Raw genomic sequence first — 12,476 nt, forward strand, 5'->3', positions numbered from 1 at the left:
TCATCAAACCGGTTAATGCTGAATATCTTTTCGGCCGCAAAAGGATCAACAAGCCTATTTCCCGGTCGATGGCCTTTAAAATTTTAAGGGTTGCCGCTGAGCATGTCGGTTTGGATGATATAGGCACGCACATGCTGAGGAAAACATTCGGGTACCATTTTTACAAGCAAACAAAAGATGTTGCCATGCTGCAGGAGATTTTTAATCACTCGGACCAGCGGACAACCCTTCGATACATTGGAATCAATCAGGATGCCATGAACAACGCCATGAAGAAATTCAAGATATAAACAGGCTCATCTCATAACAAGATGAGTCTTTTTTCTGCATATTTTTATTGATTCCCTTCAAAAAGCAAACGTGGAATTCATTTTAGGGATATCGCTTGAAAACAAGGGTGGAAAGGGCTGACGGTACTTCGGGCAGTTGCACAGTATATAACATAGGGGTAATTCGTGGATTTTGTGGATAAATGGAAAATTTGGGTGTTTTTTGTGGTACCATCGTGTTACAGGAGGTGAGCGGCATGACTGTGGCAGAGCAAAAAGGAATGTACTAAAAAGATTTTGGCAGAAAGATGGCACGATAACTGCACACCATTTTGTTTTAGATAAGGTATTATGGTAATAGGTAATAAACAGATAGGGCCATTCCTACAATTCCAAACAAGAATGTCTGTGAAGTAAGAGCTATTGAAATGAATAAGAATAAAAAATACTCTGCGTGGTATAGAGGTGGATACATAATTTATGGATTCAAAAGAAAAACAATTATTTTATTACTATTACGAAAAGTTTAGGAATTCCACATTTGAAGAATATGATGTTTATGCTTTTTTAATTTTAATAAGGCGACATTGCCCTGATAATAGAAGTATAAACAAACTTGCAGATTTTATAGCTCATAGAGATAAAAGTAGAGGATATATAAAAGAGTATTTGGAAGAATTAAAAGATAAATTTAATAAAATATATAATAATTCCGTTGAAAAACAGATGAAAATTAAAGTTGAAGAAGTGTTTACTTTCAAAGAAATAAAAAATGGTTTGAATTCTGTTTTTAAAAAATTCAATTTAGAGGAATTAAACATAGATATTATTAATGACTTTTTGCTATGCCTTCTTTCCATTCTGCAAGACATTAAAATTTATCACAAGAAAAAAGAAATAGGTAAGTTGAGTTTAGGTATTACTAGTAAGAAAATAGTATTAGTAGGTTCGGTTAAAGTTTCGAAAGAACAAAAAGAAATTATTGATGTGGTATTCCCTGTCCTTAGCTGTAAAAATAATTATAAAAGAATAAAAAAGTTGGATAAATTTGATAGTCCTTATACATTTCCAAAAATAATATGTGTTAAAAGAATAAATGGAAAGCTTGAAATTGAGTAACTATAGGATATATTGTTATGCGCCTTTTTAAAAGGGCGTTTTTATTTTGTGAATTATGAACGGAGGTGAAATAGCTTGACGCCAAAGCCACTAAAGGAATGCGCTTCCGTGGTTGCCGTGCTCTTTAACCGGGATAGGTACTGTGAAGCACACAAGACACAACAACAAGAAGAAACAAAACATTACAACAAACATTCAAGAAACAAAACAACAACAAGTTTTTACAAATCAACTGCATGGAAAAGAACAAGACAACTTGCTTTGATAAGAGGCAATTATCTCTGTCAGCATTGTTTGAAAGATCACTGCTTCACTCCGGCTGATATGGTGCATCATATTGTGGAAGTAAAGCAAGATTGGTCAAAACGATTAGACATAAAGAACCTTGAAAGCTTGTGTAACGCCTGTCACAACAAGGCTCACGGCAGCAAGGGCAAGTGACCCTCCCGCTAACAAATCTTTGAAAGGGAAACGAACGGAGAACGGCGCTCCCCCTTCTGCAAACAAACACCGCTTTTCAAAGTTCCGGAAACAGCAGAAAGCCCCCTCAGCAAATTTGCCGAGAGGGCTTGGTACGACTGGTTTTGTTGTTGATTTCATCGTAACACGAAGGAATGAAATCCTCCCTTAATGAGAGGGCTTTTTTCATTTAAATTGATTAATAACTTAAAGGTTGAGAATAGTTTCTCGCACTGACCTTCATCTTTTCACCGGATCTTTTGTAAGAGACTTTTGCTAGGGTTTCGTTTTCGTCTATGTATGGAGCTTTCCAAAATACAGAGATTTCACTAACGCTTTTGTCTTCTATTGCTGTGCGAGCAGCTAAATCATCACTATATAATTCAATCATTTTCTTAGTTCTTGCTAATGAATTTTTTAAATCAAAGGACAAGTGAACCAGTGCAATGTTTTGACCGTTTTCTTTAGTTCCAAGATCCTGATTGACTTCAATATCTTCGACAGAAACGTTATGTAGGTGTTCATTTACTAATTCTTTAATTTTATTTTCGGGGTTTTCCGTTACATCCACATACGGTGAGTCATCTAATTCTGATTGATCACTTTTAGTAATTAACCCATATTCACTTTTAACACTTAACTTATCATCAACAAAATGAAGAGATACCGTTGCATCATTTTCCAAGCCGTCCTCTCCATCAAAATCATAATCTGGTGATGAATATTTATTAATTTTATATTCAGATTTCGCTTTCCCGCCAACAATTTTTTTGACTTCATCATAAGTCATATCTTCTCTTATTTTTTTATATTCGCCTGGCGTAATGGTCGCAATAGGTTCATCTTCATATTTAAGAAAATGCTTATTAATGAACCCTATTGAAAGTAATATAACGATACATGTAAGAGACAGCCGAAGTCCAGTTCTTCTTGTTTTTCCCGGAACCAGCAATATTACCCCAATAAATGCCCCTATAACCATGAAACCACCAAACAATGCAATAAATAAAGCCATAATGATCTCCTCTCCTATCTGCGAACATAAACATTTTAAAACAAAAGAGGAAGGATTTCCATACTTGCAAGAGTTTGCTGTCACTGAAGATGAACCTGGAAGCACAATAAAAAAAGCAAGGGGTCTTTTTGTATGGTCCCGAATTTTTCATTGAATATTACTTGTGAAAAATCTCTTAAAGAGCAAGATGATTCTCATGGGAAGAGATGGGGGAAGAATTTGAATAAAATTGGAATTTGGAGAGTTGACAATGTGCAAGTCAAAGGGGACTAGTAATTAGCCCCCCTTACATTTAGTTCTTCCTGCGTTTTTTTCTGTTTTTGATTAAACTGAAAACCACTAAGAGAACCACACCGACAGCAACAATATAAAATGAAATTTCTGCTGCTGCGGTATTAATATTCTTAAGAACAAGGATAAGCCCTATTAAAACTATAGGAATGATGTAAGTTAGAATTCTTATAGCTTTTGGGCTCGGTTCAGCGTTTCTTTTATTTTCCATAATTACCTCCCGTCTAAGCTTAACACAGGTTAAATTTGATAATCACCAACAATAGTCCCGTTTAAAGGGAAAACATAAGGGGTTAAGTAATCCGCCAAGCGGCGTACGTGCCGTTTGGTCCAGAAGATGCTTTATCTCTAGCATAAAAGAATACTCAGGAGAGAATGCTCCGGCTGTTCCAAGTTTTGGACTGTATTCTGGCAAAAGAAAGTGAAGAAACAACATCTTTTGTGTGAATTACGTCGTATTTTTTCTAATTCGAATTGTGTGTTAGTGCCAACTCATAAGCATAACATTGTTATTCGGTGTAAGGAGCTAAGGTATTCTGATATATTTTGGGGAAGCCGCCGTATGGTTTTAGTTTAGCTTGAAGAAAAGAATTGAAATAAGAATCAAGATTGAGAGTCATTTAAAGACTGAGTATCCTCTCAGGCTACTTCGACAATTCTTTTCAAAATAAAAACTCGATTTGTTTTTCTTTCTTTTTATTCGAAAATTATACCTTCTTCATTTTCTGAATAAAATCTCCTAAAGTATTCATGTAAATGAATATTCTTATTTCCTTATATATTACGATAACAAATTTTAAAAACTTCGGCTGGTTCTTTTGGTTGATTTGAACAGTTTTTTATCTTTACCGGAAAATCCATGGAAAAACGTGGTGTCATCTGGTAAAGTGGTTACAGTCGGCTGGGCGGCGGCAGCAGTCTGCCCGGATCTTTTAAATGGGAATGGTGACAATGGATCATACATATGAAGTGCATCAAATCAAAACTTATCACCAGATGTGGTCCAACTATTGCTATATTATCGCAGACCGCTCAAAAAAATCTGCGATAGCGGTGGACCCGTCCTGGGAAATCGATAAAATAACCGATAAACTGCATGAATTGGATGTTGATTTATCAGCTATTTTATTAACACATTCGCATTATGACCATGTAAACTTGGCGGAGCCGCTTCAGCAAATCTATCATTCTGATATATACATGTCGTCGGCGGAAATCGATTTCTATCAATTCCGGTGCAGAAACTTAATAGCGCTTGAAGACGGCCAAACCTTTGCGGCCGGAGGGTTTATCATCAGAAGTATACTGACCCCGGGACATACGGCCGGGGGAATGTGCTATTTGCTATCTGATCATCTTTTTACCGGTGACACCGTGTTTACAGAAGGGTGTGGTATATGTGAGGACAGGGGCAGCTCAGCTGAAGATATGTTTCACAGTATACAGAGGATCAAAGCCTCCATTCCGCCGCATGTGCGTGTGTATCCGGGGCACTCCTTCGGGGAGAAGCCGGGTCAAAAAATGGAGAGTCTTTTGAAAAACAATATTTACTTTCAGATTGAAAAAAAAGAACATTTTGTGAATTTCCGCAACAGAAAAAATCAAAAAGGGCTGTTTCATTTTAAGTAATGTGTGATTTAGTTCTTTCTAACTAGCTTTTCTTTTGAGGCAAAGAAGTTTTGAAATGGAATGGTAGTTATTACTAGATTTCTGGTGATGAATGGCTGAGTAACGGGAGTTTGCGGAAGAGAACGCCGGGCAGGCCGGATGGGACATTCTGCTTACGCCTGTTCCGAAAGCCCTGAGCCCGCCTTTCGACAGGGAAAAATAGGCATTATTCAGGAGTTCGCATAGGATAAATTAACTTGACATGGTATTTTTGTGAAGTTACTATCAACTTGAACATGCTTCTTATCTGAATCCGAGAAAGGATGGCTGAGAAAATGATCACATACTTATTCCCCGGACAAGGTTCTCAAAAGCAGGGAATGGGGAGCTCATTGTTTGATGAATTTAAAGACTTAACGGAGCAGGCTGATGAAACACTCGGATATTCCATGAAACGGCTTTGTCTTGAGAATCCGTATTCCAACCTTCACAAGACGCAGTTCACCCAGCCTGCTTTATATGTTGTAAACGCGTTAAGCTATTTGAAAAAAATCCAAGACAACGACATAAAGCCGGATTATGTGGCCGGCCACAGTTTGGGAGAATATAATGCGCTGTTTGCAGCAGGTGCGTTTGATTTTATTACCGGCCTGCAGCTTGTCCGTAAAAGAGGCGAATTAATGAGTATGGCCACTGACGGAAAAATGGCCGCTGTTATGGGGTTAACTGCAGCTCAAGTGTCAGACGCCCTTCAAACGCACGGATTACATACGATTGATATTGCCAATATGAATTCTCCTCACCAAGTTGTCATATCCGGACGCAAAGAAGACATTGAAAGAGCCAAAAGCGTATTCGAAGGATTAAAAGACGTTACGATGTTTCATCCGTTAAACGTAAGCGGCGCTTTTCACTCGAGGTATATGAGTGAAGCAAAACAAGAGTTCGAAAAATTTTTACAGTCATTTCATTTTTCTGCTATATCAATTCCTGTCATTTCTAATGTGCATGCCAGACCTTATGAGCAAGACGGAATCCACTCCGTTCTGGCCGATCAGATCGACCATTCAGTGCGATGGAACGACAGCATCCGCTATCTGCTGGACAAAGGGCGGATGGAATTTGAAGAAGTCGGCCCGGGCCATGTGCTGACAGGACTTATTCACCGCATCAAAAAAGAAACTGAAGCTTCACCCGCCATGTAGCGGAACGCAAGTCAAAATTCTTATCTCACACAATAGTGCCAGCCATACAGCATCACGACCACTTCACCTGCACACGACATCACGAAAAACTCACAAATCAATATTTTGAAAAAATAAAGAGCAAAAAGGAGAACAAATGAACCAGCCAATTGTTTTCATGTTTTCTGGACAGGGTTCCCAATACTATCAAATGGGGAAAGAGCTGTTTGCACATAACGCCGCTTTTCGGCAGAAAATGCTTGACTTGGACGATTTTGCAGTCAGCCGTTTCGGTTACTCTGTCCTTAAAGAGATGTATCATACAGGCAATCGTCTGTCTGATCCATTTGACCGCCTTCTTTTCAGCCATCCTGCCATTTTTATGGCTGAGTACGCACTTGCATATGCTTTGGAGCAAAGAGGCATACGTCCCGATTATGTGATCGGAGCAAGCCTCGGAGAGTATGCAGCGGCCGCTGTGTCGGGCGTGCTGAGCGCCGAGGATGCTTTAGATTGCGTTCTGGAACAGGCCCGAATCGTTACGGAAACTTGCCGTAACGGCAGCATGCTTGCGATACTGGGTGATCCGGCTTTATATCAAAATGATCCGCTGCTCGGCGAACATAGTGAATTGGCATCTGTAAACTATCATTCTCACTTTGTCATCTCTGGAGAGCGGGAACATATCAAAAAGATCATGGACGATCTGAGAGAAAAGCAGATTCCTCATCAGCTATTGCCGGTATCTTACGGGTTTCACTCAGCGCTGGTTGATCAGGCGGAACAGCCGTACAAGCGCTTTTTAGCTCAGAAATCAATCCGGACTCCGTTTATACCGTACATCTCCAGTGCGACCGGAGAGGCTGAGACCGATATACAAGCGGACTTTTTCTGGGATATCGTAAGAAAGCCGATTCGATTCCGCGAAGCGCTTCAATTCGCAGACAGCCGCCAAAAAGGATTCTATATCGATGCCGGGCCTTCCGGAACATTGGCCGCATTTGCCAAACAGATTCTTCCCGCAGGATCGGCTGAACGCATCCGTGCCATTATGACGCCGTTTCATAAAGAACAAACACATTTGCAGCAAATCGAAGACAGCATTTTATCACCGCCCGGAAGGAGACTGTAAGATGATCAGCTTTGTTTTTCCAGGCCAAGGCTCGCAAAGAATAGGGATGGGGGAGGACCTGTTCGGCCGCTATCCTGAATTAACCGCAAAGGCCGATCACATTCTCGGATATTCCATTCAGGAGCTGTGCCGGGACGGAGAACGTCTCAATCAGACTCAATTCACTCAGCCGGCGCTCTATGTCGTCAATGCCCTCAGTTATTTGAAAAAAACAGAAGAAACCGGCTTGAAACCGGATTTTACCGCCGGACACAGTTTGGGCGAATATAACGCGTTATACGCTTCGGGCGCCTTTGATTTTGAAGAAGGCTTACAGCTGGTCAAAAAAAGGGGCGAACTGATGAGCCGCGCAAAAGGAGGCGGCATGGCAGCGGTGATCGGCCTGACTCATGAGCAGGTGACGGATGTTTTAAGAGAAAATCACTTGGATATGATTGATATCGCCAACATGAACACACCGCAGCAAATTGTCATTTCCGGATATAAAGAAGATATTGAAAAAGCAGCATCCGTTTTTGAAGCCGTAACCGGCGTAAAAATGGTTCACCGCTTAAATGTCAGCGGCGCCTTTCATTCCAGATACATGCTGGAAGCGAAGGAAGAGTTTTCACGGTTTATTGAATCTTTCCATTTTAAGCCGCTGTCCATCCCGGTCATTTCAAATGTGACGGCAAGACCCTATGAGCAGAGAGAGCTGAAAGAGACACTCACCGGACAAATAACGGGATCGGTGAACTGGACAGACAGCATCCGTTTCTTAATGGGAAGAAAGAACATGAGCTTTGAGGAAATCGGTCCCGGAAAAGTGCTGACGGGGCTGATACAAAGAATTACGGCTGAAGCGGAGCCGATAACAGATGAAATCAAAGTCCCGGCTGAGGCTGGAAAAAGCTCAATTACGGCGGCGTCTTTAGGAAATGAAGAGTTTAAGCGCGATTATCAATTGAAATACGCCTACTTGGCCGGCGGCATGTACCGCGGAATTTCTTCGAAGGAAATGGTTGTCAAACTGGCTGAAAAAGGAATGATGGGCTTTTTCGGAACGGGCGGTTTGAACATCGCGCACGTTGAGGACGCCATTTTGTCAATTCAGCATGAGCTTCGTGACGGCGGTTCCTTCGGCATAAATGTTGTACATAACATGAAGCATACAGATTCAGAAGAAAAAATGATTGATCTTTTACTGAAGCATGGGATTCAGAACTTGGAAGCATCAGCGTTTTTAACGGTTACTCCCGCTTTAGTAAGGTTTCGCGCTAAGGGGTTAAAACGCGGTGCCGGCGGACAAATAATAGCGCGTCAGCGGATTATCGCCAAGCTGTCCCGTCCGGAAGTAGCGGAAGCGTTTCTCAGCCCGGCGCCTGATCACATTCTGCAGAAACTTGCAGCCGAAAACAAAATTACCGCTGAAGAAGCAAGTCTGATGAGAGAAATACCCGTTGCGCATGACATCTGCGTAGAGGCTGATTCAGGCGGCCACACTGACGGCGGAGTTGCTTACAGTCTCATGCCGGCGATCATCCGTTTACGAGATGACATGATGAAAAAATACCGATACGGCAAAACCGTCCGCATCGGAGCCGCAGGGGGAATCGGAACGCCCGAGGCTGCCATGGCCGCATTTATGCTCGGCGCTGATTTTATTGTGACCGGATCTATTAACCAATGCACCGTTGAGGCAGCGACGAGCAGCCTCGTAAAGGACCTCCTGCAGCAGATGAATGTACAGGACACGGCCTACGCGCCGGCCGGCGATATGTTTGAATCAGGCAGCAAGGTGCAGGTATTAAAGAAAGGGCTGTTCTTTCCGACCCGCGCCTCTAAGCTGCATGAACTGTATCAGCGTCACCGCTCAATTGAAGAAATTGATGAAAAGACACTCAGACAAATAGAAGAGAAGTATTTTAAGGCAAGTGTAAGCAGTATTTATGACAAAGTGAAGGCTCATTATTCAAATGAAGACATTTCAAAAGCCGAACGGAATCCGAAACAGAAAATGGCGCTCATATTCAAATGGTATTTCAGGCAAAGTTCTGCTTCGGCGATTAAAGGTGACCCGGATGCCAAGGTAGACTTCCAGATTCATTGCGGCCCGGCATTAGGCGCCTTTAATCAATGGGTGAAAGGTACGGAGCTGGAGTCCTGGAAAAACCGCCATGCCGATGGTATCGGCCTGCGGCTTATGGAAGAGACGGCCACGCTTTTGAATCAGAAGTTAGGTTCATTTTTGCAAACGTGTTGACAAGACGAAATGATAGATTGAAAACATGGAATATTCATAAAAGATGAAACAGGGAGGAACTGACAATGAGTAAAGAAAAAATCTTTGAATTGCTGCAGAACACAATCTACGAGGTTTTGCCTGATTTAGAAGGCGAACAGCTTTCACAGGAAGACCGGTTAGTTGATCTGGGGGCGGATTCAGTGGACCGCGCCGAAATTATCACGATGATGCTTGAAGAATTATCACTGCAGATCCCGCGTGTTGAGCTGACGGGAGTGTCAAACATCGGCGAATTGGCGGCAAAGCTTTATGAAAAGGTACAGGCTGTCTGATAAAACGGTGAAATAATCGGAAACTCAAAATTCATATTGGAGGCGAAGTTCATGGCGGCTGCCGGAATAGAAGCGATAAATGTGTTTGGCGGGACAGCATACCTTGATGTCATGCAGCTGGCGGAGTACAGAAACTTAGACCCTGCCAGATTTGAAAATTTACTGATGAAAGAAAAAGCGGTGGCGCTTCCGTACGAAGACCCCGTTACATTCGGCGTTAACGCGGCAAAGCCGATTATCGACCGATTGACAGAGGCTGAAAAAGACAGAATCGAGCTGCTGATTACCTGCTCGGAGTCCGGCATCGACTTCGGAAAATCACTCAGTACATATATTCATGATTACTTAGGCCTCAACCGGAACTGCCGTTTATTTGAACTGAAACAAGCCTGTTATTCAGGAACGGCGGGTTTGCAGATGGCGCTTAACTTTATTTTGTCGCAGACATCCCCCGGAGCGAAGGCGCTTGTCGTCGCGACGGATATTTCCCGGTTTTTAATTGCCGAAGGCGGTGATGCGTTAAGCGAGGATTGGTCTTACGCAGAACCGAGCGCTGGAGCGGGTGCCGTCGCCTTATTGATAGGTGAAAATCCAATCGTATTTCAGGCGGATGCGGGCGCTAACGGATACTACGGCTATGAGGTGATGGATACATGCCGTCCGATCCCGGACAGTGAAGCCGGTGACGCCGATTTGTCATTGATGTCTTACCTCGATTGCTGTGAACAGACATTTCGCGAGTACAAAAACCGTGTGCCGGGCGCTGACTACAAAGAGACGTTTCACTATCTAGCCTTCCATACACCGTTTGGCGGCATGGTCAAAGGGGCCCACCGGACGATGATGCGCAAGCTTGCAAAAGCGAAAAACGCTGAAATCGAACAGGATTTTCAAACCAGGGTAGAGCCGGGGCTCCGCTATTGCCAAAGAGTCGGAAACATTATGGGGGCAGCCTCTTTACTGGCTCTTGCAAGCACGATTGACCAAGGGGGATTCGACACTTCTAAGCGGATCGGCTGTTTCTCCTACGGCTCCGGATGCTGTTCAGAATTTTACAGCGGCGTTGTGACGCCTGAAGGGCAAGCGCGGCAGCATTCTTTCAAAATAGAAGAGCATCTGAACAACAGGTACAGGCTGTCCATGGAAGAGTATGAAGAACTGTTTAAAGGCAGCGGTCTGGTGAAGTTCGGTACCCGGAATGTCAAATTGGATATGAATATGATTCCGAACATTTTAGACCATCATGCCGGGAGCCCTCGTTTATATTTGGAAGAAATCACGGAATTTCATCGGAAATACAGGTGGATATCGTGACCTATGAAACGATAAACGTCCGTTTTCAGCAAAATGTCTGCTTCATCACCTTTGATCGGCCTGAAGCCAACAATACGATTAATGAGCGTTTAGTGGAGGAATGCCTGCATGTTCTTTCTGAATGTGAAGACTCCGTGACCTCCGTAGTGCTTGAAGGGCAGCCGGAGGTATTTTGTTTCGGGGCGGATTTTGATGAGATGTACCGGAAAATGAGGCAGGGAATGCAGCATGCGGAATCGCAGGAGCCGCTTTACCGTTTGTGGCTGGCATTAAAATCCGGGCCGTACATCACAATCGCCCGCGTCCGCGGAAAAGTAAATGCGGGAGGTGTCGGTTTTGCCGCCGCGTGCGATATCGTCATTGCAGAGGAGAATGCTTCGTTCAGTTTATCTGAACTGTTATTCGGACTTTATCCGGCCTGCGTTCTGCCGTTTTTAATTCAAAGAATCGGATTTCAAAAGGCGCATTATATGACGATCATGACAAAGCCCGTGCCGGCACGCCAGGCGCTTGAATGGGGACTTTGTGACGTATGCGTCCCGGACTCAGCAACAGAGCTGAGAAAGCATTTGCTGCGCCTCCGCCCGCTGTCGAAAAAAGCAGTCGTCCGCTATAAACAATACATGGATTCTTTAAACGACCTTGTTCATCGTTCGAAATCCATTGCTTTAGCCGAAAATCAAGCGATGTTTTCAGATCCGGATAACCAATCAGCCATCACCCGTTATGCAGAAACGGGGCGGCTTCCTTGGGAAACGGAGAACAGTTAGGAGGATATCATGCCGAACGCCGCAGTTGAACTGCTCGAAATTGAACCGGATATTATCCAAGTGACAATGCAGGATAAAGCCCATAAAAACGCCTTCTCCAAAGAACTGACGGATGGATTGATGGAAGCATTCACCCGTATAAAAAAATCGTCAGTCTATAAAGCTGTGATTTTAACAGGATACGGCCATTACTTTGCTTCCGGAGGCACACAGGAAGGCCTGCTCAGGATTCAGCAGGGCATCACGAAGTTTACGGAAGACCGCATGTACTCTTTGGCGCTGGAATGTGATATCCCCGTCATTTCCGCCATGCAGGGACACGGAATCGGAGGCGGATTTGTCATGGGGCTTTTCAGTGATTTTGTCATTTTAAGCAAAGAAAGCGTGTATACCGCAAACTTTATGAAATACGGTTTCACCCCCGGAATGGGCGCTACCTTTATCGTTCCGGAGAAGCTTGGGGCAAGCCTCGGCCATGAAATGCTGTTAAACGGCGGCCACTACCGCGGCGGTGACCTGGAGAAAAGAGGGGTGCCTTTTCCGGTACTTCCTCGGCAGGAAGTACTAGACTATGCGCAGGAATTGGCCCGTGAGCTTGCGGAAAAACCGAGAAACTCTTTAATTACATTGAAAAGGCACTTGGTGAAGCCGTTTCGCGAGCAGCTTCCGGCCGTCATTGAGAAGGAGTTAATCATGCACGATGAGACGTTTCATGATGATGAAGTGAAAAAACGAATCACGACGATGTACGGAGTATAA

12 protein-coding genes and 1 pseudogene are annotated in these 12,476 nt (G+C 43.4%); 11 read left to right on the plus strand and 2 right to left on the minus strand.

Annotation, left to right across the window (positions count from 1 at the left end; genetic code table 11):
* Positions 1-20: 20 nt before the first annotated feature.
* The 3 genes and pseudogenes from NYE36_RS09055 to NYE36_RS09065 form a co-directional block, all read left to right on the plus strand.
* Positions 21-290 (plus strand): annotated as a pseudogene (locus NYE36_RS09055) (tyrosine-type recombinase/integrase); the annotation flags it as partial.
* Positions 291-749: 459 nt separating this feature from the next.
* A complete protein-coding gene (locus NYE36_RS09060; RefSeq protein WP_094032444.1) occupies positions 750-1,388 on the plus strand; it encodes a hypothetical protein in 639 nt (212 codons plus the stop codon).
* Between the two features lie 75 nt (positions 1,389-1,463).
* Entirely contained in the window at positions 1,464-1,829 is a 366-nt protein-coding gene (locus NYE36_RS09065; protein ID WP_265450928.1) for an HNH endonuclease, read from the plus strand.
* 217 nt (positions 1,830-2,046) lie between these two features.
* Here NYE36_RS09065 and NYE36_RS09070 read toward each other — a convergent pair whose 3' ends face one another.
* Positions 2,047-2,862: a hypothetical protein gene (locus NYE36_RS09070; RefSeq protein ID WP_094032446.1), complete on the minus strand. Its 816-nt coding sequence runs from the start codon at positions 2,860-2,862 to the stop codon at positions 2,047-2,049.
* A gap of 292 nt (positions 2,863-3,154) precedes the next feature.
* Positions 3,155-3,364, minus strand: coding sequence for a hypothetical protein (locus tag NYE36_RS09075; protein ID WP_060674180.1), 210 nt, complete (start codon positions 3,362-3,364; stop codon positions 3,155-3,157).
* A gap of 740 nt (positions 3,365-4,104) precedes the next feature.
* Between NYE36_RS09075 and NYE36_RS09080 the strand changes: the two genes are divergently transcribed.
* The 8 genes from NYE36_RS09080 (at position 4,105) to NYE36_RS09115 (ending at position 12,476) form a co-directional block, all read left to right on the plus strand.
* Positions 4,105-4,782: an MBL fold metallo-hydrolase gene (locus tag NYE36_RS09080; protein WP_003154103.1), complete on the plus strand. Its 678-nt coding sequence runs from the start codon at positions 4,105-4,107 to the stop codon at positions 4,780-4,782.
* 314 nt (positions 4,783-5,096) lie between these two features.
* Positions 5,097-5,966: an ACP S-malonyltransferase gene (fabD, locus tag NYE36_RS09085; protein ID WP_015417505.1), complete on the plus strand. Its 870-nt coding sequence runs from the start codon at positions 5,097-5,099 to the stop codon at positions 5,964-5,966.
* A 136-nt stretch (positions 5,967-6,102) separates the two neighbouring features.
* Positions 6,103-7,077, plus strand: coding sequence for an acyltransferase domain-containing protein (locus NYE36_RS09090; protein ID WP_064107817.1), 975 nt, complete (start codon positions 6,103-6,105; stop codon positions 7,075-7,077).
* A 1-nt stretch (position 7,078) separates the two neighbouring features.
* The gene (fabD, locus tag NYE36_RS09095) at positions 7,079-9,319 is read left to right on the plus strand and encodes an ACP S-malonyltransferase (protein ID WP_064115528.1); all 2,241 of its coding nucleotides are present in this window, start codon (positions 7,079-7,081) and stop codon (positions 9,317-9,319) included.
* Positions 9,320-9,384: 65 nt separating this feature from the next.
* Positions 9,385-9,633 carry an acyl carrier protein gene (locus NYE36_RS09100; protein WP_014417817.1) on the plus strand — a complete coding sequence of 83 codons (249 nt, stop codon included), beginning with the start codon at positions 9,385-9,387 and terminating at the stop codon, positions 9,631-9,633.
* A 51-nt stretch (positions 9,634-9,684) separates the two neighbouring features.
* Positions 9,685-10,947 carry a hydroxymethylglutaryl-CoA synthase family protein gene (locus NYE36_RS09105; RefSeq protein WP_061581364.1) on the plus strand — a complete coding sequence of 421 codons (1,263 nt, stop codon included), beginning with the start codon at positions 9,685-9,687 and terminating at the stop codon, positions 10,945-10,947.
* Entirely contained in the window at positions 10,944-11,717 is a 774-nt protein-coding gene (locus NYE36_RS09110; protein WP_033574784.1) for an enoyl-CoA hydratase/isomerase, read from the plus strand. Before NYE36_RS09105 ends, NYE36_RS09110 begins: the two co-directional genes overlap by 4 nt.
* Before the next feature lie 9 nt (positions 11,718-11,726).
* Entirely contained in the window at positions 11,727-12,476 is a 750-nt protein-coding gene (locus NYE36_RS09115; RefSeq protein WP_015417509.1) for a polyketide synthase, read from the plus strand.

The sequence above is a fragment of the Bacillus sp. FSL R5-0593 genome, from assembly GCF_038603755.1.
Classification (GTDB): Bacteria; Bacillota; Bacilli; order Bacillales; family Bacillaceae; genus Bacillus; species Bacillus velezensis.

Coding starts and splice junctions, on each gene's coding strand:
- NYE36_RS09060 (WP_094032444.1), top strand. CDS start 750: ATGGATTCAAAAGAAAAACAATTATTTTATTACTATTACGAAAAGTTT.
- fabD (WP_064115528.1), top strand. CDS start 7,079: ATGATCAGCTTTGTTTTTCCAGGCCAAGGCTCGCAAAGAATAGGGATG.
- NYE36_RS09075 (WP_060674180.1), bottom strand. CDS start 3,364: ATGGAAAATAAAAGAAACGCTGAACCGAGCCCAAAAGCTATAAGAATT.
- NYE36_RS09080 (WP_003154103.1), top strand. CDS start 4,105: ATGGATCATACATATGAAGTGCATCAAATCAAAACTTATCACCAGATG.
- NYE36_RS09105 (WP_061581364.1), top strand. CDS start 9,685: ATGGCGGCTGCCGGAATAGAAGCGATAAATGTGTTTGGCGGGACAGCA.
- NYE36_RS09100 (WP_014417817.1), top strand. CDS start 9,385: ATGAGTAAAGAAAAAATCTTTGAATTGCTGCAGAACACAATCTACGAG.
- NYE36_RS09115 (WP_015417509.1), top strand. CDS start 11,727: ATGCCGAACGCCGCAGTTGAACTGCTCGAAATTGAACCGGATATTATC.
- NYE36_RS09070 (WP_094032446.1), bottom strand. CDS start 2,862: ATGGCTTTATTTATTGCATTGTTTGGTGGTTTCATGGTTATAGGGGCA.
- NYE36_RS09090 (WP_064107817.1), top strand. CDS start 6,103: ATGAACCAGCCAATTGTTTTCATGTTTTCTGGACAGGGTTCCCAATAC.
- fabD (WP_015417505.1), top strand. CDS start 5,097: ATGATCACATACTTATTCCCCGGACAAGGTTCTCAAAAGCAGGGAATG.